Annotated in this window: 22 protein-coding genes; 16 read left to right on the forward strand and 6 right to left on the reverse strand. The window is 61.4% G+C overall.

Features of this window, described 5'->3' with window-relative positions:
* Positions 1 to 42: 42 nt before the first annotated feature.
* Both RUH64_RS01775 and RUH64_RS01780 read right to left on the reverse strand, forming a co-directional pair.
* A complete protein-coding gene (locus RUH64_RS01775; RefSeq protein WP_313810837.1) occupies positions 43 to 4497 on the reverse strand; it encodes an FtsK/SpoIIIE domain-containing protein in 4455 nt (1484 codons plus the stop codon).
* Positions 4494 to 5555 (reverse strand): RDD family protein, encoded by a 1062-nt coding sequence (locus tag RUH64_RS01780; RefSeq protein WP_313810839.1) that lies wholly within the window; start codon positions 5553 to 5555, stop codon positions 4494 to 4496. Before RUH64_RS01780 ends, RUH64_RS01775 begins: the two co-directional genes overlap by 4 nt.
* A 144-nt stretch (positions 5556 to 5699) precedes the next feature.
* Between RUH64_RS01780 and RUH64_RS01785 the strand changes: the two genes are divergently transcribed.
* The 6 genes from RUH64_RS01785 to RUH64_RS01810 all read left to right on the forward strand — a co-directional run bounded on the left by RUH64_RS01785 (position 5700) and on the right by RUH64_RS01810 (position 9723).
* On the forward strand, positions 5700 to 5987 hold the full coding sequence (locus RUH64_RS01785) for a WXG100 family type VII secretion target (RefSeq protein ID WP_313810841.1): 288 nt from the start codon (positions 5700 to 5702) through the stop codon (positions 5985 to 5987).
* A 113-nt stretch (positions 5988 to 6100) separates the two neighbouring features.
* Positions 6101 to 6415, forward strand: coding sequence for a hypothetical protein (locus RUH64_RS01790; RefSeq protein ID WP_313810843.1), 315 nt, complete (start codon positions 6101 to 6103; stop codon positions 6413 to 6415).
* A gap of 21 nt (positions 6416 to 6436) precedes the next feature.
* Entirely contained in the window at positions 6437 to 7843 is a 1407-nt protein-coding gene (locus RUH64_RS01795; protein ID WP_313810845.1) for a putative T7SS-secreted protein, read from the forward strand.
* A 52-nt stretch (positions 7844 to 7895) separates the two neighbouring features.
* Positions 7896 to 8519 carry a hypothetical protein gene (locus RUH64_RS01800; RefSeq protein WP_313810847.1) on the forward strand — a complete coding sequence of 208 codons (624 nt, stop codon included), beginning with the start codon at positions 7896 to 7898 and terminating at the stop codon, positions 8517 to 8519.
* Positions 8501 to 9106 (forward strand): hypothetical protein, encoded by a 606-nt coding sequence (locus RUH64_RS01805; RefSeq protein WP_313810849.1) that lies wholly within the window; start codon positions 8501 to 8503, stop codon positions 9104 to 9106. The genes RUH64_RS01800 and RUH64_RS01805 overlap by 19 nt, the downstream gene beginning before the upstream one ends.
* The gene (locus tag RUH64_RS01810; protein WP_313810851.1) at positions 9103 to 9723 is read left to right on the forward strand and encodes a hypothetical protein; all 621 of its coding nucleotides are present in this window, start codon (positions 9103 to 9105) and stop codon (positions 9721 to 9723) included. The genes RUH64_RS01805 and RUH64_RS01810 overlap by 4 nt, the downstream gene beginning before the upstream one ends.
* A gap of 60 nt (positions 9724 to 9783) precedes the next feature.
* Here the strand turns inward: RUH64_RS01810 and purB are convergent, their stop codons facing one another.
* Positions 9784 to 11190, reverse strand: coding sequence for an adenylosuccinate lyase (gene purB / locus RUH64_RS01815; protein ID WP_313810853.1), 1407 nt, complete (start codon positions 11188 to 11190; stop codon positions 9784 to 9786).
* Between the two features lie 136 nt (positions 11191 to 11326).
* On the opposite strand from purB, the gene RUH64_RS01820 reads away from it, so the two are divergent.
* A complete protein-coding gene (locus tag RUH64_RS01820) occupies positions 11327 to 11623 on the forward strand; it encodes a hypothetical protein (protein WP_313810855.1) in 297 nt (98 codons plus the stop codon).
* Positions 11624 to 11625: 2 nt separating this feature from the next.
* The gene (locus tag RUH64_RS01825; RefSeq protein WP_313810857.1) at positions 11626 to 12975 is read left to right on the forward strand and encodes a hypothetical protein; all 1350 of its coding nucleotides are present in this window, start codon (positions 11626 to 11628) and stop codon (positions 12973 to 12975) included.
* Positions 12976 to 12990: 15 nt separating this feature from the next.
* On the opposite strand, the gene RUH64_RS01830 is transcribed toward RUH64_RS01825, so the two are convergent.
* A complete protein-coding gene (locus tag RUH64_RS01830; protein WP_313810859.1) occupies positions 12991 to 13374 on the reverse strand; it encodes a phage holin family protein in 384 nt (127 codons plus the stop codon).
* A 74-nt stretch (positions 13375 to 13448) separates the two neighbouring features.
* On the opposite strand from RUH64_RS01830, the gene RUH64_RS01835 reads away from it, so the two are divergent.
* The 6 genes from RUH64_RS01835 to RUH64_RS01860 all read left to right on the forward strand — a co-directional run bounded on the left by RUH64_RS01835 (position 13449) and on the right by RUH64_RS01860 (position 22411).
* A complete protein-coding gene (locus RUH64_RS01835) occupies positions 13449 to 14564 on the forward strand; it encodes a histidinol-phosphate transaminase (protein ID WP_313810861.1) in 1116 nt (371 codons plus the stop codon).
* Positions 14565 to 14686: 122 nt separating this feature from the next.
* Entirely contained in the window at positions 14687 to 15817 is a 1131-nt protein-coding gene (gene pdhA, locus RUH64_RS01840; RefSeq protein ID WP_313810863.1) for a pyruvate dehydrogenase (acetyl-transferring) E1 component subunit alpha, read from the forward strand.
* A gap of 4 nt (positions 15818 to 15821) precedes the next feature.
* Positions 15822 to 16799, forward strand: a complete 978-nt coding sequence (locus tag RUH64_RS01845; protein ID WP_313810864.1) for a transketolase C-terminal domain-containing protein — start codon at positions 15822 to 15824, stop codon at positions 16797 to 16799.
* A gap of 9 nt (positions 16800 to 16808) precedes the next feature.
* A complete protein-coding gene (locus RUH64_RS01850) occupies positions 16809 to 18218 on the forward strand; it encodes a 2-oxo acid dehydrogenase subunit E2 (protein WP_313810865.1) in 1410 nt (469 codons plus the stop codon).
* An 84-nt stretch (positions 18219 to 18302) separates the two neighbouring features.
* Positions 18303 to 19838 (forward strand): hypothetical protein, encoded by a 1536-nt coding sequence (locus tag RUH64_RS01855; RefSeq protein WP_313810866.1) that lies wholly within the window; start codon positions 18303 to 18305, stop codon positions 19836 to 19838.
* On the forward strand, positions 19835 to 22411 hold the full coding sequence (locus tag RUH64_RS01860; protein ID WP_313810867.1) for a hypothetical protein: 2577 nt from the start codon (positions 19835 to 19837) through the stop codon (positions 22409 to 22411). The genes RUH64_RS01855 and RUH64_RS01860 overlap by 4 nt, the downstream gene beginning before the upstream one ends.
* Before the next feature lie 21 nt (positions 22412 to 22432).
* Here RUH64_RS01860 and RUH64_RS01865 read toward each other — a convergent pair whose 3' ends face one another.
* Positions 22433 to 22900, reverse strand: coding sequence for a GNAT family N-acetyltransferase (locus tag RUH64_RS01865; protein WP_313810868.1), 468 nt, complete (start codon positions 22898 to 22900; stop codon positions 22433 to 22435).
* A 111-nt stretch (positions 22901 to 23011) separates the two neighbouring features.
* On the opposite strand from RUH64_RS01865, the gene RUH64_RS01870 reads away from it, so the two are divergent.
* Together RUH64_RS01870 and RUH64_RS01875 are read left to right on the forward strand one after the other, a co-directional pair.
* Positions 23012 to 23449, forward strand: coding sequence for a carboxymuconolactone decarboxylase family protein (locus tag RUH64_RS01870; protein WP_313810869.1), 438 nt, complete (start codon positions 23012 to 23014; stop codon positions 23447 to 23449).
* Positions 23450 to 23457: 8 nt separating this feature from the next.
* The gene (locus tag RUH64_RS01875; RefSeq protein ID WP_313810870.1) at positions 23458 to 24303 is read left to right on the forward strand and encodes a sigma-70 family RNA polymerase sigma factor; all 846 of its coding nucleotides are present in this window, start codon (positions 23458 to 23460) and stop codon (positions 24301 to 24303) included.
* A gap of 44 nt (positions 24304 to 24347) precedes the next feature.
* On the opposite strand, the gene RUH64_RS01880 is transcribed toward RUH64_RS01875, so the two are convergent.
* Positions 24348 to 24949, reverse strand: a 602-nt coding sequence (locus RUH64_RS01880) for a prolyl oligopeptidase family serine peptidase (RefSeq protein WP_313810871.1), incomplete at its 5' end; no start/stop codon positions are given.

Genomic DNA, 24949 nt, shown 5'->3' on the forward strand with positions numbered 1-24949 from the left:
GAGGCCGGCAGCCGTGCTGCCGGCCTCGCAGGGTGAAGCCAACTACCCTTCGACCAGCGGCACGTGGACCAGCGTACGTTGGCCGTTTTGAACCATGAAGCCGCGTCCGACGGGGAATTCGTGGCGTTTGACCCGGGGGAACGGCACCTTGAAGATCGAATCGCCATCGTAGGCATCCGGCTTCAGCGCAATGCCGTGGCGGCTCGACTTCAATTCACCGAGCAGGCCGAAGCTGGAGGAGAACTGGTTGATGTCTCCGTCGGCAATCAGGAAGTGGTCGCTGCGGTTGATCGCTTTGATCAGTTCCTTCAAAGGACGTTCGGCATCAGAATCGGCGAACTCGGTCATGTTCTCCACGACGAAGACCATCTTGCCCGGCATCGAATCGTCGCTGACGAGGTCGAGCATGTCCTTGGCAAAGCGGCGCGCCTCCTCCGGGCCGTTGGCTGTGCCGTGCCAGGTGCGCCATCCGCGCAGTTCGGCCCGGCGGCCGCCCAAGTGGAAGAACTGGGTTCCCGGGTGCTGCCGGTCCAGGGCGTTGACCATGGCACGCAGGGTGTTGGTCTTGCCGCTCTGCGGCGGACCGACCACCACGAAGGTGCCGATGGGTTCAAAGCCGATGGGGCCCAGCGTCGTATCCGACAGGCCGATGACCGGCAGGCCAGCGGCCTGATCGGGCAGCTGCGAGGCGTCGAAGGTCAGCGGCAGCGACTTCACACCGGCTGCCTGCGGGGCGCCGGAACTAATGAGCTCCTGGGCCCAGGCGGTGGTCAGCGTGGTCTGTTCGGCGACGTTGGCGGTGCCGCCGAGCACCGCGATCTGCGCCTCGTGGCCCTTGATGATCGCACGGCCCGGGACGCTGCGCTCGTTGAGCACATCCTTGGGTGCGCCGAGCACGTTGTAGGCCTGCTCGTCGGACATGCGTAGCACCACGCGCTGGGTGATGTTGGCGCTGATCGCGGTGGGGACCGCGCCGAAGCGGTCCGCCGTGGCGACCACGTGGATGCCCAGCGGGCGGCCCTCGCCAACGATGCGCATGAAGACCTGGTAGAACTCGCCGCGGCCGTGGCCCAGTTCCCAGTCGTTGCGGAAGGCGCCGAAGCCGTCGATCAGCAGGAAGATGCGCGGCTCGTCCACCTGCCCGGTGACCTGGCGGTACTCGCTCAGGTTCGCGGTGCTGGCGGCGGCGTAGCGTTCGGAGCGCTCATCGAGCTGCGCTGCAAGGTTGCGGAACACACGCTGGATCCGCTCCACGTCGTCGCCGCCGATCACGGCGCCCACATGAGGCAGCTCGGAGAGCGAACGCAGCGAGCTGGTGCCGAATTCAAGTGCGTACACGGCGGCGGTGCCGGCCGCGGGGTTGGCGCCGGCGGCGATGGCGATGCTGCGCAGGGCCGCCGACTTGCCGGAGCCCGAGGTGCCGTAGACCAGCAGGTGGCCCTCGGTATCCGGTTCAAAGTACGCGGTTTCCTGCGCCTGGTGCTCGGGGATGTCCGCCAGTGCCAGCGGGATCAGGCTGTCCGAATCCGGGGCCAGCTCGCGCAGGTCGATGGTGGCTGACAGGTCATCGAGCCACGGGCGGCGCGGGGCGGGAATCGCTGCCTGATGGGAGGCGGCGATGAAGCTGTTCACCAGGCGCTTCTGGTCGTTCGGGCCGTTGTTCTCCTCAACGTTGGGCAGGTTGGCATCCGGCTGCTCCCACACGCGGGTTCCGCCGAAGCGCAGGTCCTCCACGCGCACCTCGGCAGCCTCGGGCTGCTCGGTGGTCCAGCCGCCGGCATAGCCTGACTGGAAGGGGATGAGGCGTCCGGGGCCGGTTTTGGCGATGCCGCGGCCGGGCAGCGACGGGTCGAAACCGGCGGCCACCGGGTCCTCCACCACGTCGTTGGAATCCGCGGCATCTGCCATGCGCAGCGCCACGCGCAGGTTGGTGTTGGCGCGCAGGTTGTCCTTGATGACGCCGGCCGGGCGCTGGGTGGCCATGATCAGGTGGATGCCCAGCGAGCGGCCGCGCTGGGCGATGTCCACCACGCCGTCCACGAACTCGGGCACCTCGCCGGCCAGCGCCGCAAACTCGTCGATGACCAGCACCAGGGCCGGGGGAGTCTGCGGGTCCTGGCGCTTCTCAAGCTCCAGCAGGTCCTTGGCCTTCTTGCGGTGGAAGAGCTTTTCACGGTGGTGCAGCTCCGCCCGCAGGCTGGTTAGCGCACGGCGCACCAGATGTGGGGAGAGATCGGTGACCAGACCGACGCAGTGCGGCAGTTCAACGCAGTCGGCGAAGGCCGAACCGCCCTTGTAGTCCACGAAGAGGAAGGTCACGCGGTCGGGGCTGTACTCGGCGGCCATGGCCAGCACCCAGGCCTGCAGGAACTCGGATTTGCCGGAACCTGTGGTGCCGCCCACCAGTGCGTGCGGTCCCTGGGTGCGCAGATCAAGGCTCATCGCATCCGGGGAGCCCTGGCCGATGAACGCGCGCAGCGTCCCGGCGCGCTTGAGCCGCGGCAGTGATCCTGCAGCGGCATTGCGGTTGATCACCGAGTTGTTCTGCCGCCAGCGTTCAACCACGGCAGAGGAAGATTCGGCCAGGTCGGTGCCCAGGATGCGCAGCAGCGAAACGGATTCGGGCAGGTCGGAGGAGTCGGGGATCAGCGAGCTGGAATCCACGATGGGCGAGAGCCTGCGGGCAAAGTGTTCGGCGTTCTGCGCAGAGACGCCCTCCACCTGAACCTGGTGGATCTGCTCACCGGCGCGCACCCAGGCGACGGTGGCGTCGTCCAGCCCCTGGCTGACGTCAATAAAGGTGCGGCAGGAGGCGGGCAGGGACTCGACGGTGGGGGCCACGAAGATCGTGAAGATGCCCACCGCGGGGCCGCGCTCGATCACCTGGGAGAGGCGGGCTCGGTCCACCGGGGCATCATTGGTGACGAAGAGGACCAGGGACAGGTCCTTGGCAAGGTTTGACTTGCCCTGGTTCTCGCCCACCTGACCACCTAGTTCCATGGCGGTCTCCGCCGTCGGCAGCGGACCGCGGCGGTCGGAGGTGTCCTGGCTGCGCCGGGAGATGATCTCCTCCAGCGCGTTGAGCAGCACGGTGCCGGAGGTTTGGGTGTCCGCCAGGGCAAACTGGGCCAGCGGGGAGCGCGGGCCGGTAGCGTGGGGCAGCCACTTGAACCATTCAAGGTCGCCGGTCCACGCGGGGTCGATCAGCGCCGCGGTGCACAGCTCGTTGGGTGCGTGCAGGCCGAAGAGCTGCACCGCCAGCCCGCGCAGCGCATCGGCAGACTGCAGGCGCGGGCCAGCAATGCCGATGGCGCCGCAGGAGGGCAGCAGTTCGATGATCGGCACGTCGTCGATCATCTGGTACTTGGCCCGCAGCTGTTCCACGCGCTGCACGTAGTCCTGCAGGCCGGAACGGTCGGTCAGCTCGGTGACGGTATTGCGGCTGGGGGCACGGCCGGAGCCAAGGCGCACCGAGAGGAAGTTCCAGTGCTCCGGGCGCCGGGTCCACAGCAGCGGGCCTAGGGATTCGGCCTGGGAGAACACGGTGGCGGTGGCGGGGGCCTCGCTGCGCCGGTGCTCGCGTTCGGACTCTTCTCCGGAAAACAAATCGTCTTCCAGCTGCTCGAACTGCCGCTCGAAGGTTTCGATTTCCTGGCGCAGCTTGTTGTTGCTCTGGGTGCGCTGGCCGATCAGGTTGCCGAGCATCATCAGCGGGGACACCAGCACCACGATCAGCGACAGGGCGCGCTGGGTGAAGGAGAAGATGGTCAATCCCATGATCAGCGGGGCAAAGATCATCGGCCAGGGGAACAGGCGCGGCGAGGCCTCCTGCGGGATGGTCGGGTGCTTTAGTTCTCGACCCGGATAGCGGACCTCCACACGCGGGGAGCGGTTGAAGCTGATCGAGCCGCCCTTTTCATAGACCGGGGCCTCGCCGTCGGGGGAATCCAAGAGCTCGAAGTACACATCGGTGGCGCCCAGGGTGATCAGCTGCCCGGGAATGACCTGCAGGCGCTGCACCAGTCCGCCGTCGACAAGGATGCCGTTGGCCGAGTTCAGATCCACCAGCTCGATGCCGGAGCCCACCTCGATGCGCGCATGCCGGGTGGAGACCATCCGGTCGTTGAGGTTCACCGTGCAATCCGCCGAACGTCCCACCATCGAGTTGCCTGCCGGCAGCGCGAAGGACATGCCTGCATCCGGCCCGCTGACCACGCGCAGCACCGCGGCGGCGGCCTTGTCTGACTCGAAGACATCGGAGGCAGGGACCACCTCGATGGTGAAGCCGGAGCCTATCTCCGCCTCGGCCAGCGGGGTCTGCGGGTCAAGCTGAACCGGGGCGGCGCCGGCGGAGCTGGTGAGCAGCGTGGGGCTTTCCGGTCCCTGCTCGCCTGCCAGTGCGCGTGCCGCATCGGCGACGGTGGCGGTTGAATCATAGGTCAGCAGGACGTCGGTGGTGCTTGAATCGTGGCGTCGAAGTGTTGCCTTGATTTTCACTGCGCGGTCTCCTGGTAGGTCATAAAGAAGGTTCGGCTGCCAACCAGCACCTGGTCGCCCTCATGCAGCGGGATGCGGACATTGGCCGGCACCATCTGGAAGGGGCCGGAGGCGGTGGCGACCTGGGTGCCGTTGCTGGAGCCGAGGTCCATAATCCAGACCTCGCTTCCCTCTCCGCCAAATGCCAGGTGGGTCTTGGACAGCATGCGTTCGGGGTCCTTCAGCGGGATCAGCAGGGCGTCCTGCCAGGAGGCCTCGGCCTGCGGGGAACGCCCGATCAGCCCCGAGACGGGGATCGGGAAGATCGAACCGTCGTCGAACTCAAGCACCGGGCGGCGGTTGATCTTGACCTCGATGCGGGGTGTCGTTTCGGCTACCGGGGCGGCCTGCCAGTCGCTGTTTTGCGCGCCGACAATGCCTGCGCTGGAACGTGGGCGGGCAATCAACTCGGCTTCGTCGTTTTCATCCTGCACGGAAGCGGTGCTCAGCGTGGCCAGATGTTCGGAGGTGTCCCGATCGGGGCGGGTCAACAGGTACTGGGCGCGGGAGAGCACCCGGGGGTTCGTCGGGTCGATGCCGCTGCGGGTGTCGACCACCCAGATTCCCATGAGCTGATCCAACCAGCTGCGTCGATTCTGCTTGTCAAAGATATTTGAAAAGAGCAGCAGCAAGGGGCCGATCACCGGAATGACATTACTGAACAGCAGGATGACCCCGGCGGTAACAACACGGAAGAACCCGGGAACCGAATAGTCCTCCAAGCTGACGGCACGCAGGCGCATCGCAGATTTGCCCGGCGAACTTCCTGAACGGCTGTTCATCATCAGTAAAACAATGAGATAGACCAGACTCAGCAGTCCACTGATCCCCATCAAGACCCCAGGGACCAGCGAGAGCTGCCCGGTAATTTTCAAGACGACGAAGCCAATGCCAGCAGGTAGTAATGCGAGGAGCCAAATGGCGTAGTCAATGACGTATGACCACAACCGTAGGCGGATGCTTGAGGGACGCATTCCGAGCTCGTAGGCCTTGGTTAAGGGAGAAGCGTGGACGTCCATAGGTCCTTTCTACGGTATTAAGGCATCGACACGCCACGGGGAGATCTCCCCGTGGCGGATGGCGATTTATCACATTATCGTATCTTTCTGTACAAACTTATGACGGTCCGACTGCGGGCCCTCCGACCATAAAGGAGATGACCGATGACTGATTTCAAGGCTAGCTACGGTGAAATGGAAGCTATGTCCACCAAGCTGGACACCGGCCGCGATGACCTGGACGGCGTACTTGACCAGCTGGAGTCCGGCGTGGACAAGCTGTTGGGCGAGGACTTCGTGACCGAACACGCCTCGGGACAGTTCGGCGAAGGCTACAAGGATCTTCAGGCTGGCCTGAAGCACGCTTTCGACGGGATCAATGACATGGCCACCGCTCTGCGCGACATGATGACTCAGATTCAGGACACCGACCGCGGTATGGCCGGCAAGTAAATCCTGTGATTGGAGCTGTGGCCGCTTCGGCAGTACCGGAGCGGCCGCTTTCCTGCCCACACAGTCTGCAATTGCCGTCGTAGAAGTACCTGGAGAGAAGGTGTCGTTACCCAGTGGGCGATGAAATTTACTTGGCTCGCTTAGATGAGATCATTGCCGATCTCGGTGCCAGCATCAAAGACTTTGAAAATGCTTCCGAAATTACCAAGAACATTGAGAGTGCAGTTGGCAACCCCAAAGGCAAAGGCGACCTCAAAGACCGGGTCGGCGACTTCGAAAACGATTGGAACGATACTCGTGACGATCTGGTGGAAAAGCTCGACGGTGTTCATACAAATCTAAAAGACATTCAAAAGGCTTTCCAAGAGTGGGACCTTGAGACGAAAAAAGCATTCTTGAACTCGCGTGAAAAAGATACGCCGAAGTAGACGAAGAGGAAGTACGTAGTCATGACGTTGCAGTCACCGGAAACCGGCGAAACCCTAGAACTGATCGAGGGGAACGCCGGGGATATCCATCAGCATGGAGTTAATCTAATTACCTCCGGCGAGGCAATGGACCGTGCAGCCAATCGTTTGGAAGACATCAGCAGTGGCACCTCAGATTTGAAATCTGAGGCAATTACCAAGGTACGCGAATCTGCAGAAGAGGTTTTTCCGGAGCTGCGCAAGGCGGCCATCCGCTATAACCTAACTGGCGAAGCCTTGAAAACCTATGCTTCGGCGTTGGAAGACGTCCAAGGGATATTTCCACTATGTACTGCTCGAGGCGGTATAGATAATTATGCTTCGTTGAGCACACTGATCAGTGACATCGAAGAGGCAAATACGAATGCAATTTCGAAGCGGAATTCAGAAGATGAAGCCAACGATCTCGTCTCCGAACACGATGGATTTCTCGGTATGGGCGAAGGAACGGATGAGCAGAAGAAAGACGCGGCAGACGGCCTAAAGAAAGCAACCAAGGCACGAGAAGACGCCGAGGATGAGCTTGATGAGCTTTGGGGAAAATTCGACGCCCGGGTGTCCTACTGGGAGGACGCTTATGACAACGCGGTTAGTAGCATCGAGGATGCTTTCGAGGCTGCGGATAACAATGATACTTTTCTTTCGACTCTGACAGATATTCTTACAGTCGTAGGATTGGTTCTTGCCATTGCGGCTATTGTGATCACTTCACCGGTCTCGATCTGGTTTGCATTGGCTGCTGTAGCCGTCTCCGTTATCAGCCTGGCAATTGAGATTGGCAAGTTTATGGTCGGCGATGGTGACTGGGGTGACCTGACTTTTGCAATCATTGGGTTGATACCCTTTGGACGCGTGGTCGGCAAAGTATTTTCCGGTATTGGCAAGGGAAGTAAGGGACTAAAGGGTTTCTTCAAAGCCATGGGTAAGAGTCCGACAAAGCAATCTAAAGGCATCGTACGAAGTTCGGTTAAATCGACTGCTAAACGACCCAAAAAGGCAAGAATCAAGGGAAACGCCCATCAGCGCAGAAATGCAAGGGTGGCCAACCGAGCGAAGCAGGGCAAGTACAGGCAGTCTCATTCCAAGTTGAAAGACAAGTATATTTCCGGGTTCGATGAGTCGTTTTCAAAGAGTCGGTGGAAGATGACCGTGAGTTACGTTTTGGAAAACGACGCAGCCAAGCAACGAGCGCTGGCTGAGTACGTATTGGAAAATCCGAGGGGCTTGAGCAAACAAGCGGAAGCTTGGGCTAAGAGTGTCCAAGCTGAAGCGAATCAAGAAGCGCTAGTGTCTTTGTACTATTCGATGGGTCTGATTGTCGTGAGCAAGAGTATCGATATGGGACAAGAGTTAATGGAGAATTTGACAGAGCCGAGCAAGTCGAAGTGATGCGCCTCTTCCTGATAAGAAACAGTGAAAGAGGCAGGGGAAAATGATGACAATGCAGAGTAAATTGGAATCTGGATCGGCTCGCAGGGGTATTGGATATAGCGTGCTATTTCCACCGGGGTGGAGGGAATTCAAAACCACCGTCGAGTTTGAGCATGTATTTATCAAGCTCGTCACAGCTGAAGCCAAGTCTGCAGGACGTGCCGACGTAGTGCTGATACTGCGTCAGAAGATGCATGAAATGTTTGAACAACTTCGCCGCCGTGGCGCACTAGGATTCGCAATTCCAATGAACAAGCTCACGGGCGGTTTTTGGCCTGCATCGCTGATCGTGACGCCGTTGAAAGTGGGAACCACAGGTAAGCTGTCAGACGCCGTGGGCCGGGCAGCCGGTGGGAATACGGTGGATACCGAAAGAATCGATGGAGCCGATTGGTATCTTTGGAAATCGAGTTATCGGCCTGAAGAGGCGTCAGAAATTCAGAACCACGGCCTGAATATGGTGGTTCCGCGTCCCTTGCCTGACGGCACGGTCGATCCTGATCCAACGGCAGGACTCTGGCTTTTGTTTTCGTACGCCGAGATAAACGGAGTGATGGTCGAGGAAGAAGCCGATCAGCTACGTGAGCTTGGACTAGCAATTCTAGGAACTTTTAAATGGGAGACGGTCCAGTGATCACCTATGAAATTGACGTCGACCTAGAAACTTGGATTCCAGTACCACGCGAATTCCCAGATGAAGATTTTGCTACGGCAGAAGAATGGGCCGATGATTTAGCTGAGGCTGCCATTCGGAATGATGATGCTCTTCGAAAAACTTATCGTCGGCTGGCATTGGAAGTAGCCAATAATCAGTTTGAGGAATCATCGCATACATTCTGGTACTCACCGGAAGACGGTCATGCATTGGGAACGGCTCATCTGACAGTTTTTGAAGATGAACCGGAAGTGAATTTGAGCGAGTATGCACGACCAGAATATGAGTCCGTAACTCCTTTGCAATTGGCGAAATTTGATTCTGCTGTTTTCGGTGAAGTAGTGCAGGCTGCCAGTACGATCGCCTCCGGTCCTATCGCACACGACGATCTCACGATGTCTGCGGCAATAGGTCATATTAGAACGGTCGGGCGGAGTCATGGATTTCTTTTTGTGCTCGAGGCTTACGATGCGGACCTAGCCACCCTTGGTTTCATGATGGAACCAATGGTTGAGCTATTCGAAACTGTAACTTTCGGCGAGGAAGACGAACAGGATTCCGCGTGAGTAAGTCAGTTAGAAATTCGGCTGACAGCATTTGGTTCATTTCTCACCGCGAGTATCATCGGCCAAGATTGCGTCGGAGCACATACCTTTTAGGAATCGGTATTGCTCTTTCGTCGCTTGGCTACTACCTGATTAGCAGTGATCTTCCTGATATGTCCTCACGCCGTCCACAGGTAATTGCGCAGTGGACTCCAATGGTTGTAGGCCTGGCCACTTTGATTTTTGGGACTATCGGTGCAGCTACCGCGTTCAGCGGCCTTCGACGCTCCAGTTCACAGGCGATCGACTTAGACTTTGGAGAAAACGGCATTACGGTGCGCGGCGCTCACTTTATCCCGTGGACAGAGATTCGTGCGGTCACAAGCGTTGAATACCATAATGATGCGAAGCTCAAACTGCTGTGGGACGACTCGGATCTGCAACGCTCTTTGCTCGTCGAAGTCAATGATGGCGCGGATGTACCGCACCGGAAAATCATTGATGGAAAACCCTGCATCAAGATCGATCTCCTGCGCTACCCGGCGGCGGAGTACTCGAAACGCTATGAAGCGGCATTGGCGCAGTTCACCCGACATAGAATTCCCGTCGAGCACAAGAAGAAGTGGAAGCAGACCTAGCTCGTGCATGACAAAGGCCGCTAGTCCGAATTACGGACTAGCGGCCTTCTTGCTTGGTGCTTACTTCAGGTGGTCTACCAGCTGCGAAGCGATGCCGTTGTAGGTGCCCGGGGTCAGCGACTGCAGACGAGCCTCTGCTTCTGCGGACAGACCGAGCTCACCGACGAATTCCTTCAGGCGGGCCGCATCCACGCGGTGGCCGCGGGTCAGGTCCTTCAGACGCTCGTAAGGGTTGTCCATGCCTTCGACGCCGGCGATGGCCTCGGCGCGCATGACCATCTGGATGGCCTCGGCGAGGACCTCCCAGTTGTGGTCCAGGTCGTCGGCCAAGACTGCCTCGGCGACGTCCAGACGATCCAGGCCCTTGGCGACGTTGGAGATTGCCAGCAGCGAGTGGCCGATGGCGGTGCCGATGTTGCGCTGCGAAGAGGAGTCGGTCAGGTCGCGCTGCCAGCGGCTGGTGACTAGGGTCGAGCCCAGTGTGTCCAGCAGGCCGTTGGAAATCTCCAGATTGGCTTCTGCGTTTTCAAAGCGGATTGGGTTGACCTTGTGCGGCATGGTCGACGAACCGGTGGCGCCTGCTACCGGGATCTGTGCGAAGTAGCCGATGGAGATGTAGCTCCACACATCGGTGCACAGGTTGTGCAGGATGCGGTTGAAGCGTGCGATGTCTGCGTAGACCTCTGCCTGCCAGTCGTGGGATTCGATCTGGGTGGTCAGTGGGTTCCAGGTCAGGCCCAGGTGCTCGACGAAGGACTTGGAGACCTGCTGCCAGTCGGCGGTTGGAACCGAAGCAAAGTGGGCGGCGTAGGTGCCGGTGGCGCCGTTGATCTTGCCCAGGTACTCGGTCTTCTCGATGCGGTTCAGCTGGCGGGTCAGGCGCCATGCGAGCACAGCCAGTTCCTTGCCCAGGGTGGTTGGGGTGGCCGGCTGGCCGTGGGTGCGCGAGAGCATCGGCACGTCGCGGGAGTCCTCGGCCATTTTGGTCAGCTGGGCAACCAGGTCGCGAGCTGCCGGCAGCCATACCTGCTGCACGCCGCCCTGCACGCCTAATGCGTAGGAGAGGTTGTTGATGTCTTCGGAGGTGCAGCCGAAGTGCACGAGCGGCTTGAGGTGTCCCAGGCCGATTGGCTCAAGGCGGTTGGCAATGTAGTACTCCACTGCCTTCACGTCGTGAACGGTCACTGCCTCGATCTCGGCAAGTTCCTTCACGGAGTCTGCGTTGAAGTCGGTGACTATCTTTCGCAGGGCTGCCTTCTGCTCATCGGTGAACGGAGCGGTGCCTGGAAGTACGGAGTTATCGGTCAGGTGGATCAGCCATTCAACTTCAACGTGAATGCGATCGCGGTTCAGGGCCGCTTCGGACAAGTAGTCGACCAGCGGAGCCACGGCGGCGCGGTAGCGTCCGTCGAGGGCGGTCAAAGCCAGCGGTTCATTAGCAAGGGAAGTGCGCGCAATCTCAGCCATGTCACTATTCTTTCATCCCTTGTGCCCACATCACACTTTTTACGCTGTCGCCAATCCACAATCTGCGTCCAAACTGCTCCGAAGGAAGCGCGGTACCAGCATCCTGAAGGTCCACCGGGCGTAGACCGGTTCATCAATGGCACAGCTCAAAGGGGCAATCATGATGTTTCAAGCAACACTGGATTCGGTGGCCTTTCAACTGTCAGATACCAAGAAGACCACACGCTTCGCCATTGGCCAGCTATCGCAGATCAGTGCGTTGACTTGGCGATCTCAGGCTGGGCAGGCATTCAGTGCACAGGTAGGGGAGCTGTCGGGGCGGCTCGAAACCCTCGTGTCGGCGCTGCTGGAGGCGGAGTCTTATCTTTCGCTGGCCCGCAACGAGATTTATGCGCTGGAAGCGCAGATTAATGCCGAGCGGATGGCCAGTTAGTCATGGGATATGACGTCAATTACAACTCGGTGGATTACGCGGAATCACAGGCGATCTGCCAGAGCGTTTATGCGCAGCTTCAGGACATTGAGGGGGCGCTGCTGCGGGCGGCGGTCGACGCGGACCGATGCCACAGCGAGGTAAGCATGCAATGCGCTGACGCGGGGGTCTTTGCTCGGAGCTACTACGTCTCGTTGCTGGCCGCCTCGCTGCGCACCAGCTACCGGCAGGCAAGCGAAGCAGTGCTTGACGCCCGGAGGCTTACCGAGCGTGTCAGCGCTGCAATTGACAACTATGAATATTCTGAGGCGCTGATCGAGAAAATGGTGCTGGCCGCCTCCTGGGAACGGTTCGGCAAGGAGTTCTTCACGCAAAGTATCAATAATGCGAACAGGCCGCCGACCGAAGCCATGCAGACGCTGCTGCGCATGTTTATGGTTCTCAATCCATGGAACATCGTTGTTACCGACAACGACTCCCAGAAATTGGTGACCGAAACTACCCGTGAACTCACCGGTGTCATGGAATCAATGGGACCGGAAGAAACGATCGAGCTGACAAGGAAGCAGGCGCCCGAAACCATTGAAATCGATGGAACGTTGGATAGCTACACGCAGCTGCATCGGCTGCTCAACGACGGGGGAGAAGGCGAGCAGAGCAAGTTCATTATCGCGCAGGTGGATCCGGAGAAATATGTGGTCATCATTCCCGGAACTCAAGATGGGATGGGCGGCCCCAACCCCTTCGACACCATGGGCATCGTTGACGCCTTTGGGCGAGATTCGCAGGACTATGTCGGGCCGATTACTGAAGCGCTGGAGTACTCGGGAGCAGGGCCAGGTGATGAGGTGATCGTCTCCGGCTATTCACAAGGCGGCATCCATGCTGCCAACCTGCTCAAAAACAGGTTGATGCGCAAGAAGTTCAAGATGACCAAGGCGGTCACGTTCGGCTCCCCGATTGGCGGGATCGACCTGCCACAGGAAGTTAGAACGCTGTCCATCGAAGACGCGAAAGACATGGTGCCGGGAACCGACGGACGAAGCAACAAGGCCAATGAACGGCAGCTGACGGTGACTTTTCAGGGTCCCCGAGAACAGATCAAGGACAGGCTTCCGCAAGACGGGCTTTTCGGCGCCCCGCATTCACTGACCAATTATGAAGACCACGTGCGTGAGTTGGTTCAAGAACCAACTCCTGAGGTGAGGGAGCACCTATCGCAGTTCTCACTGCCCACAGGACCTCTACTCTTTAGGCGCTTCACGATTGAGCGCCGGAAGACGGATAAAAACAAGACGAAGCCCAAAGAACAACGGCGGGACAATCTGAATCAGATTGCCCCGCCGCATTAGGAAATTAGTTTTCGACTACTTGTCTCGTGCAACGAACAGGCCGAGGACCGCTGAAACGATGGAAATGATGATCGTTCCCACGATGGCGTCCCAGAAGAAGTGGTCGATACTCAGCGTGGTCGGGGTGAACTTGGTGATCCAGCTGGTCAATGCCAGCATCAGCGCATTGATCACGATGGTGAACAAGCCAAGGGTCAGGCAGGTGATCGGCAGCGACAGTACCTTGACAATGGGGCGGACCAAGGCGTTGACGAGGCCGAAAATCAGTCCGACGACAAGGTAGGAAATGATAAGTCCGACGGTGCCATCGCCTGCAGACGTAATGTGGAGCCCAGGCACAACCCACACCGCGGCGGCCAGGGCCAAGGCATTGATGATGACTCTAAGTAGGAAATACATAGACAAACTTTCTCACATAAATCTGAGCTGGTGTTGTAAGCACGCTGCGTATTTTCGGGACTACGCTTTGATGTATGACTGAGAACCCTGTGACCCAAGATCAGGTGCAGCCACGTCCAATCGTTGCACGCCTGCCAAAGTACGCCGCTGGAAAGCCTCCGGTACAGATCGACGGATTGACTTCCTATAAGTTGTCTTCGAATGAGAATCCGTTCGGACCGCTGCCGCAGGTGCATCAGGCAGTCATCGATCAGTATGCGCTGAACCGTTACCCGGACCCTCTATCAACCAAGCTGCGCGGTGCGCTGTCCGAGTTCCTGGATGTTCCTGCGGCAGATATTGTCACCGGAGCCGGTTCCCTCGGTGCTCTGGTTCAGATTTTGAATACCTATGCGGGTCAGAACGAAGACGGCGTTCAGGACGAGGTGATCTTCGCTTGGCGTTCCTTCGAGGCCTACCCGATTTTGGTGCAGACTGCCGGGGCCCTGCCGGTGCAGATTCCACTGCTGGAAGATGGGCGCCACGATCTGGATGCGATGATCGAAGCGATCAACGAGAACACCTCGGTGATCCTGCTGTGCACCCCGAACAACCCGACGGGCCCTATCTTGACTCAGGACGAGGTGGATGATTTCATTGCCCGCGTCCCGCGCAATGTGTTGATCGTGCTTGATGAAGCGTATATCGAGTTCGTCCGGGATGAGCGTTCGGTCGACGGGCTGAAAACCTACAGGGCGAACTCGAACGTCATCTTGCTGCGCACCTTCTCCAAGGCCCACGGTCTTGCCAACCTGCGTGTTGGCTACTCGGTGGCGCATCCTGAAATTACCGACAACCTCCGTGTCATGGCAACGCCCTTTGCTGTTTCTTCCGTTGCCGAAGACGCTGCTGTTGCTTCCTTGGCACATATGGATGAGGTGCTCGCCCGGGTTGATTCACTGGTTGCCGAACGAGAACGCGTGGTTGCAGCCCTTGTCGAACAGGGGTGGAAGATCCCAACAACGCAGGCGAATTTCGTCTGGCTGCCGTTGGGCGAGAAGACTGCGCAATTCGTTGAGCGAGCCGAAGAGTGCGCCCTTTCGGTGCGTGGATTCACCAATGAAGGCGTGCGCGTTTCCATCGGCGAGGTTGAAGCAAATGATCGCTTCATTCAACTGTGCAGCGAATCACTTGATTTGGCGCAGGGCTAAACGGGGCGATTTTCTCGCGTTTTAACAGGCAAACACTATAGGCTTGGAAACTGGACAAGCCACTATATGTCCCATGCGGAATGTATTCCGGGTGGGGCATATTTATGACCAAAGGAAGATTTATGACGCGTGCTGCGACCGAGGAGGACCTGGTTCAGATCCTGACGCCGGATGGACAGCGGCTGGCCCATGAAGTCTACGACGCCTATCTGGGTGACGTCGATGCGGACATGCTGCGCAGCTTCTACCGCGACATGGCGCTGACCCGCCGCTTCGACCAGGAAGCCACCGCCCTGCAGCGTCAGGGCCAGTTGTGCCTCTGGGTTCCGGTGCGCGGCCAGGAAGCAGCACAGATCGGTTCGGGGCGTGCAACCCGCCCGAACGACTACATCTTCCCTACCTACCGCGAACACGGCGTTGCGCTGACCCGCAATGTCTCCTTCTCGGAAATGCTGCGCCTGTTCCGCGGCATCTCCGGCGGCGGCTGGGATCCCCGTGAAAACAACTTCCACATGTACACGATGGTGCTCGCGGCCCAGCTGCCGCACGCGGCCGGCTACGGCATGGCGTTGAACCTTGAACAGCATGGCTGGGACGAGGCGAAGCGCGCCGCCGAGGGTGATGCTGTGGTTGCCTACTTCGGCGACGGTTCATCCACCGAAGGTGAAGCCCACGAATCAATGGTCTTCGCCAACTCCTTCGATGCGCCGGTGGTGTACTTCTGCCAGAACAACCAGTGGGCCATCTCGGTGCCCTTCGAGGTGCAGTCGAAGGTGCCACTGGTGCAGCGTGCTGCGGGCTACGGTATGCCCGGCATCCGCGTGGACGGCAACGACGTCCTTGCGGTGCTGGCAGTAACCCGTTGGGCCCTGGAACATGCACGCAGCGGCAAGGGCCCGGTCTTCATCGAGGCGGTCACCTACCGACTCGGCGCCCACACCACGGCGGACGACCCGACCAAGTACCGCCTGAGCGATGAAGAAAAGGCTTGGGCGCCCAAAGATCCGCTGATCCGCCTGGAAACCTACCTGCGCGATCAGCAGCTGGTAGACGACGCATTCTTTGAACAGCTGGGGCTCGACGCCGACGCCATGGCCGCCAAGGTCCGCGAGGATGCCATGGCCTTCCCGGTTCCGCCGCTGGCCAAGTCCTTCGAGCAGGTCTACGCCCAGGCGCATCCGCTGATTCAGGAAGAACTGGACTGGCACCTTCAGTACGAAGCAGGATTCGCCGATGCGGCGCAGGGGGAGTAAGTAAATGACCACCACAATGACACTGGCGAAGGCCATCACCTCCGGCCTGGACAAGGTCCTTGAAGGCAACGACAAGGCGCTGCTGATGGGTGAAGACATCGGCAAGCTGGGCGGCGTCTACCGCATCACCGAAGGACTGCAGGCAAAATACGGCGCGCACCGCGTGATCGACTCCCCGCTGGGCGAGGCGGGCATCGTCGGCACCGCGGTGGGCATGGCCCTGCGCGGCCACAGCCCGCTGGTTGAAATCCAGTTCGACGGCTTCGTCTTCCCGGCCTTCAGCCAGATCACCACCCAGCTGGCCAAGATGCACGCACGCTCCGAGGGCCGGCTGACGACCCCGGTCGTCATCCGCATTCCCTACGGCGGCGGCATCGGATCCATCGAGCACCACTCGGAATCCCCGGAAGCATTGTTCGTGCACACCGCAGGCCTGCGCGTGATCACCCCGTCCAACGCGAACGACGCCTACTGGATGATCCAGCAGGCCGCGTCCTGCCCGGACCCGGTGATCTACTTTGAACCCAAGCGCCGCTATTGGCTCAGGGGCGAGGTGGACACCGAAACCCCTGCACTGGACGCCTTCAAGGCGCAGGTGGTGCGCAGCGGCGACGACGCCACCATCGTCGCGTACGGCCCGCTGGTGCCCGTCGCCCTGGCAGCGGCCGAGGCGGCGCTGGAGGACGGGCGCTCCATCGAGGTCATCGACCTGCGCTCGCTCTCGCCCATCGACTTCGACACCATCGTCGAATCCGTACAGAAGACCGGCCGGTTGATCGTGACCCACGAGGCTCCGACCTTCGGCGGTCTGGGCGGAGAGATCGCGGCCCGCGTCACCGAGCGCGCCTTCTTGTCTCTGGAAGCGCCGGTGCTGCGCGTGGGCGGCTTCCATATGCCGTACCCGATCTCCAAGGTCGAATCCCAGTACCTGCCGGATATCGACAAGCTGCTTGAAGCCCTCGACCGTTCCTTCGCCTACTAGGAGCCGAAAATGACAGTCTTTAACCTGCCCGATGTGGGCGAAGGCCTCACCGAAGCCGACATCGCCTCGTGGAAGGTCGCCGTGGGCGACACCGTCGAGGTCAACCAGATCTTCGTGGAGATCGAGACCGCCAAGTCGCTGGTGGAACTGCCCAGCCCCTTTGCCGGCGTGGTCACCGCGCTGCATGCGGCCGAGGGTCAGACGGTGCTGGTGGACACCCCGCTGATCACCATCGATCAGGAGGGCAATAAGCCTGCCCCGACCGGTACCCCAGAACCCGCCGAGGCGCTGGCCACCGCCGCCCCGCAGGCCTCCGAAGAGCCCGGCCCGCTGGTTGGCTCCGGTCCGACCGCCGACTCCTCGGTGCGCCGTGCGCGCACCAACCGCCCGGCTCCCTCCAGCGATCCGTCCCAGGCTAGGGCTTCGCGCACCTCCGCGCTGTCCGAGGAAATCTCTCGCCGCGCGGCCTCCCTGTCCAGCGCGCTGACCCGCGAGGTGGACAAGGCCAAGCCAGCCGTGGCGAACTTCGTTGACCGCGTGCTGGCCAAGCCTCCGGTGCGCCGTCTGGCCAAGGAGCTCGGCATCGACATCAACGATGTGGTGGGCACCGGCACCCAGGGCGAGGTCACCCGCGAGGACGTGAACAGCTACCAGGCCCAGCGCGAGGCAGAGCACGCCGCCGCCCCGACCTACTGGGCCCACGGCGAACTGGCCGACGCCCGCATCGAACGCACCCAGGTGCGCGGGGTCCGCAAGGCCACCGCCAAGGCCATGGTGGATTCGGCATTCAGCGCCCCGCATGTCTCGATCTTCGTGGACGTGGACGCCAGCCGCACCATGGAATACGTGCAGCGCCTGAAGAAGTCCCGCGACTTCGAGGGCATCAAGGTCTCCCCGCTGCTGGTGCTGGCCCGCGCCGTCATCTGGGCCGCCGCCCGCAACCCGTCGGTGAACGCCAGCTGGGTGGACACCGAGAACGGTGCGGAGATCCACCAGAAGCGCTTCATGAACCTTGGCATCGCCGCCGCCACCCCGCGCGGGCTGCTGGTGCCGAACATCAAGGACGCCCAGGACCTGAACATGCGCGAGCTGGCCACCGCCCTGAACGAGCTGGCCACCACCGCCCGCGCCGGCAAGACCAAGCCGGAGGACATGCGCGGGGGCACCCTGTCGATCACCAACATCGGCGCCCTGGGCATCGACACCGGCACCCCGATCATCAACCCGGGCGAGGTGGCCATCGTCGCCTTCGGCACCATCCGTCAGAAGCCATGGGTCGTGGACGGCGAGGTCGTCCCGCGCTGGATCACCACCCTGGGCGGTTCCTTCGACCACCGCGTGGTGGACGGGGACCTCTCGGCCCGCTTCATGGCCGATGTCGCCTCCATCCTGCAGGAACCAGCCATGCTGCTTGACTAGCATCGAGGGCTGAAGACATCCCTGGACCCATGGGTCCAGGGGTGTCCACGCTTAAAAAGCAGCTGTTGATACAATCGTTAGACTATGAATCGCTCGCTCGCCGGTACCCCTCGACGCCTTGTCGCCGCACTGCTCCTCTTCGCCCTGTGCACCAGCGGGCTCTTCGCCGCACCGGCCCTGGCCGAAGAAGGGAACCACGAGCCGATCTACCCCAGCAAGTCCGCCGGCGCACCGGTGGACGAGGAGGAGGATTCATCGCTGCGCCTGCCGGACCTGGTGGCCGAGGACGGCGACTTCCACCTTGCGGTCATCGAGTCGGCGCAGCCGAAGATCGACAACCAGAAGGTGCTCGACGGGGTCCGCGAGATCATGGGGAACACGAACGCCAAGATCGTGGTGGGCGTCGACGGACCGGACAACACCTGGGACGGCGGGGCGGCGCAGTTCACCCGCGGAATGACATTGTTCGGCCCCACCTCCTACCTGCTGCTGCACGAGGACTGGCCGGACGGCGTCGACTCCAAGGGCTACATCCAGGACGGGTGGATCGTCATCGGGCTGATCCTTCCCGACGAGGCCGGCAAGGGCGCAGAGATCGCCATCGAGAGGGCCAAAGATGTCAAGGGCGACCGCGCCGCGGCACTGGAGAACAGCATTTCGGCCATGCGCCCGGCCATGGACGATCAAGACTACACGCAGGCCGTTATCGAGGCGGTGCGCAGCACCACGGATGAACTGACGGCAAGCAAGTACAGCTTCTCAAGGTTCATCCCGAGCACCTCCGAGGGGAAAAAGGTCCTTGCCTTCTCGGTGCTCGGCGTGCTGATCGGGCTGGGCGGCATCATCCAATTCATCCGCTACCGTCGCATTGCGCGCCGCAAGGCCGTCGCGGGCAGAACCGCGCGGGCCGCAGAACTGCGCGATCATCTTCGCAGCCGCTCCCAGAAGCTGCTTAGTTGTCGGCTCCCCGAGGCCGACCTTCCTGCTGGAGGGTTGGCACAACAGCATGCACGCCAGATCGCCCAGATAGTCCCGGCGCTGCACCACGCGGCGCAGCAGGCAGCCGACGGCGTGGTGGACTCGCAGGTGCCAAGCCCCGAAGCGCTGGCCCGGCTGGAGCAGATCAGCTCCTGCCAAGACGCCGTCATTTCCTCCTTCGGCGCCTTCAACGAGCTGCTGGGACGCGAGGTGCCCAACCAGCGCAGCTGGAAGAACGTCATCCTGGCCCACCGGCAGATCCTCGAGGCTTCCACGGAATTGCTTGATGCAGACAAGGCCGCCTCGCTTGACGCGGCGGCCGAACTTCGTGCGCATCTTGTCACCGACACCGATGTGCTGATCGATGCCAGACAGTGGCTTGATACGCCGAACACTCGCACCGTCACACCGGTGCAGATGCTTGAAACCCTGTGGACGCTGCGCACCGAACTAGATGCTTCGCTGCGCCGGGCGGCCGCTGCGGCCAAGAAGCAGGGCGTTTCCATTCCCGGCACGGTGTCCTCCTACCTTGCCGGTGAGTCCAAGGAGAGCGAACTGCGGGCCGACGATCTGGCGAAGTTTGCGCGGGCGGCTGAGCAGCTGCAGGCATGGGACGGCGAACGAGCGCAGGACCGGGTTTGAGCAGATATAAATACACCGATTCCCAGGGAAGAAAACTGCACCGCCCGCATTCCTGGGCGGTCGTTCCCGCGGTGCTCTCGGCGCTGATCACCACACTCATTGCGGTGCTTGGAATCAACGCCTTCATTCAAGCGGAGCACGAAGAGCAGCAACTCTATGAGGTGAAGATCGTCGTCGAGGGCGACCAGGACTGGAACATCAGCCAGGCCACCGTCGACGCCGCCATGGACACGCCGATCCTCGCGCACCGACCACTGACGCTGACCGTCACCGACCGTTTCCTCACCGGCAGCGAGGTGCTCTACGGCGAGCTGCCCGGGTATGACATGCTGCTCAGCACGCAGCTGGATGACAAAGACACGGATGACTACAGCATCGAACAGCGTTTCAATGGCACGGCTGTCCGAGAAGACCTGGTCGACGGGCGGGACCACAAGGCCTACGAAGAACCCAGCGACATCCGCTTCGAGATCGACAATGCCTTCCGCGACAACCTGGGGCTCGGGCATGGACCCAAGGCGGTCATTGCCGCGGCCCAGCGGGCTGCCGTGGTGTTGTATGACCCGCCAAATACCAATCCAGTCTTCTGGATCTCGCTCATTTCCCTGAGCGCCTCGGCGACGGCCGTGTTTCTGCTGTTGTCGGTGCGCTATTCCCTGCGCTGGGAGGCCGAACACCGGCGGCTGGCGGCGGCGCAGCGCAAACTTGCCCGCGTGGTCCTGGACCTTGAGGCGTTGGAAGCCACCTATTACGCCGCCGCGCCGAAGGACCGTCCGAAGGGTTTCAGGAGCGCCTGGACGCAGCTGAGGACCCTGTCCCTGGGCTTGGCAAGAACCGAAGACGACCTGGTGGAACAGGTCTTTTCACGGAAGCTCGCCTTCGACAAGAAAACCCTGGAACAGCTTGGTGATTTTGAAGCGACCGCGCGTCGCCTGACAAACCTGTCGGATGCACTGATGGGCGCCGGCTCGGTCCACGCGAGGCTGGCCGGCACCGGCTCAACCCTGGACAAGCTTAGCGGGCCCATCAACGATGCCATGACCAGGTTGCTGATCCGCTTGGAGAAGGCGCCGGGCCGCATGGTGGCCGCCAAGGACATTGAAGACCTGCGCTCGGCACTGGGCCGGCTGCTGGATGCCGCCTCGGGGGATCCGCAGAGCAAATCAGCGATTGCCGCGTGGAGCGCTGCCGAAGCGCAGATCATTGCGCTGGCGACCAAGCTGAAGGGGAAAATTTCCCGCTATCCGCACGGCCGAGTGAACCCGCCGGACCCGAGCTCCCCGGAGCATCGCGAGCTCAAGACCTCCCTGGGCCTTGATCCCTCCACCGGCAAAGACGGCTACGCCAGCGTGGCCTACCTCGACGCGCTGGTGCGCGCCATCACCGGAGACACCCTCGACTCCGACAAACAAGCCTCCACCGCCTCGGTGCAGCGCGCGAGCGGAGCGAAGAAGCAGAAATCGCTCTCGGAGTCCTTATACCGGCCGCGTACCGGCTGGCTGATTGCCATGCTCGTGGGGCTGCTGCTGATCGGCATGATTCCCGCGGGCATCGTGGCGGCGTCGTTGACCGGCGAACCACCTGCAGTACGGGAGGGGACCGGCCGCGGAGCGCAACTGGAAATCGACGACCCCAGCGGCGAACTCTCGGACTCCGAAATCATCAGGTACGTCGATACCGACTTCCCCGTGCCGACGAACATGATCATCGCCGTGCGCGACGCCGAATCGTACCTAGACCTGCATCTTGATGAGCATGGCTCGGAAATTCGCATCGCCGAACCGAGAAGCCTGCTCAGCGCCCAGCAGCGCATCAAGCAGGAATTCCCGGAACTCTTAGACCCGGCGACCAAGGAACTGAAGGACGGGAAGGCCATCATCCCGGTGTTCTACACCGATGAAGGAACGGCGATTGTCCCCGGACTGATCAGCCCTGAGGTCAGCGCTGGCAAATACACGCTCGGAGGCTCAACCAACTGGGAATACGGGAGCATCTACGAAAGCGACTACCCGGATATCACCATTGCCCAGGCGATCGACGACTACGCCGCGGGCATTGAAAGAAACGGCTTCGAAGAAGACACATCCATCAGCTTCGGCGGTTTGTTCTGGCTATTGACCTGGTTGTTCTTCTTCACCGTCATCAATATCGTGCTGTTGATCAGGTTCCTGTTCACCGCCACCGGAAGCCTTGGCAGGTTCGGGCGCGGCACCGCCGAACTTCGAGCGGTCAAGAAGAAGCTCGAACGCCTGCTCATTGGCCTGGACGATTCGCAGATCAACGCGGTCGCGGTGCTCGGCGCCGCGGAGAACGGCCGCGCCGACGACGCCGGTCAGCGCCTGTTTGAACGTGCGCTGGCCATGGCCCTGAGTGAGCAGCGCGAGCTGGACTCGGCGCCGTTGAGCGAAAGAATGCGCCGGGAGTTCAGTGCCCGCGTAGCCCACCTGGACCACCTGACCGATGTGCTTTCCGAACGCGACGCGGATGTCGCCCGCCGAGCGAAGGCCCTGATCACCGCCACCCGCGGCGCCGGCGGCGATGCGCCGAAGCCGATCACCCTGCCCGGAATCTAGCCTCGCGCCCGGCGAGGAATTCTAGAAATCCAAGGACAGGTGCATGTGGATGCTGTGCTCGTTGGCAACATAGGAGCCATAGGGTGGGCACGGCCGGAACCCGGCCGAATGGTACATGGCCCGGGCCGGTGCAAACAGTTCATGCGTCCCGGTCTCCAGATACAGGTCCTTCAGCCCGGAGCTCTTCGCATGGGCGATCAGATGGTTGAGCATCTGCCGTCCAAGGCCTTGGCCGCGAACGCGGGCTGAGGTGCGCATGCTTTTGAGTTCGCCCCGGCGTTCGTCAAAGAACGCCACCGCGCCCAGGGCCACCGGAGCGCCGTCGAACAGCGCGGTGAACAGGTGCACCGAGGGCGACTGCAGGCCGGAGAGGTCCAGCGCATGGCGCGCCTCTTGCGGGGCCGTCGGTTCCATTTCGTCCAGGTGGTCTTGGACCAGGGCAACGACCCTGTCATCGGATAAATCTGCGGGGACGATCACTGAGCTCACGGGTTAAATCTAGCCTGATGGCCTGGGCGCAAAAAATTTCTCGGGCAAAACCGTCACACTTGCCCTTGCTGGCGCGACGTACTCTTGTAACGAGATGACAAGGAGCAAATCATGCGCATGAATCTAGGCCAGAGCCACGCCAAAGGCTACACGGCCGTGCTGGGAATGGAAAAGTACGCGTCGTTGAATGTCCCGAAGGAGCTCTACGAACTGATCAAGCTGCGCGCTTCGATCCTCAACGGCTGCTCATTCTGCACCGACATGCACTCCCACGACGCGATGGAAGCAGGAATCAACACCGCCAAGCTCTTCGCCGTGGCCGCCTACAACGATTCCCCGATGTTCAGCGACGCCGAACGCGCCGCACTGCGCCTGACCGACGAGGTCACCCGCCTGGATCCCGCCACGGGGGTCACCGACGAGGTGTGGGAGGCGGCGGCCGAAGAGTTCAGCGAGGAAGAAATCGGCAACCTGATCTTCGCCATTGCGACGATCAACGTGTGGAACCGCATCGCCATCACCACCCGAATCGAACCGCCGGTACGATAGTGGCCGACGTGCTGCTCGCCTGGAAGGCCGAACAACCCCGGCTGACCATGCTCGCCTACAACATGCTCGGCACCTGGGCGGAAGCCCAGGACGTGGTCAGCACGGTGGGCGAGCAGCTGCTCGGTGCCCGGGACGTGCGCAACCCCTCCGCCTACCTGACAACGCTCACCACGCGCCGGGCCATCGATGTGCTGCGTTCGGCCAGGGTGGCGCGCACCGAGTACATCGGCCCGTGGCTGCCTGAACCAGTAGATGAGCGCACCCTCCCCGAGGACGCGGCGGTGCATTCTTCGATGCTGCGCGTGGGGCTGCTGCACATCCTTGAACAGCTGCCGGCGGCGGCCCGGGCCGCCTATGTGCTGCACCACGCACTGGATTACAGTGCGCCGCAGATCGCCCAGGTGCTTGAAACGACGCCTGCCGCGGTGCGCCAGATGCTGCACCGGGCCCGGCTGAAGCTCGACGCCGAGCGTGCCACCGAACACGACCCGGCCAGGGTGGCGGGAATGCTGGATCGGATCCTTGAAGCGATCAACCATGCCGACGCCGCGGAAGTGGCACGGCTGCTGCACGAGGACGCGGTGCTCTACAACGACGGCGGCGGGATCATCTCGGCCGCCCGCAATCCGATCTTCGGCGCGGCCAAGGTCACCCGGTTCCTGCTTGGCGTAGCCCAGCGCAACCCCGGCCGCGGACTGCGGCGCACCGTGGTGAACGGGGAGCCGGCGGTGGTGTTCGCCCTGCCCGAGCGCACCGACGTGCTCGGCATTGAAATGGACGGCGGGAGAATCCGCAGCATCTGGCAGGTCTGCAATCCGCAGAAGCTCGGGTCGATCACTGCCGTGCCGGGCTGAACGGTGCGGTCCGCACCGCCCAGCCCGGCACCCGGGCAGCGCGGCTAGCCCAGCAGCTCGGGCAGTGCGCCCGGATCTTCGCCGAGTACCTGTTCGGTGAGGAAATGCTCTACGACCTGGTACCAGATCTTCGCGTGCTGCGGGGAAAGGATCCAGTGGTTTTCATCCGGGAAATACAGGAAGCGGTGCTTGGTGGAACCGTCCGCCTGCTGCGGCAGGCCCGACTCGGCGAGCAGTTCGTACCACAGGCGCAGGCCCTCGCCGATGGGGACGCGGTAGTCCTTGTCGCCGTGGATCACCAGCATCGGGGTGACGATGTTTCCCACCGAATGGTGCGGCGAGTTGGCATCGATCATCTCGGGGCTCATCTCGCGCGTCCAGTAGAAGGAGGCATCGGTGGTCTTGCCGAAGCCCTCCAGCGCCCAGAGGCTTGCATGGGTGACGATCGCCTTGAAGCGGTCGGTGTGTCCGGCCACCCAGTTGGCCATGTATCCGCCGAAGGAACCACCCATGGCCGCGGTGCGGGTTTCATCGATGTCTTCGCGGGCCTCGGCCGCATCGGTGATGGCCATCAGGTCGGTAAACGGCTCGAAGCCCCAGCGTCCCCAGCCGCGCTGGATGAACTCCTGGCCGTAGCCGGTGGACA

The sequence above is a fragment of the Glutamicibacter sp. genome, from assembly GCF_032154645.1.
Taxonomy (GTDB): domain Bacteria; phylum Actinomycetota; class Actinomycetes; order Actinomycetales; family Micrococcaceae; genus Glutamicibacter.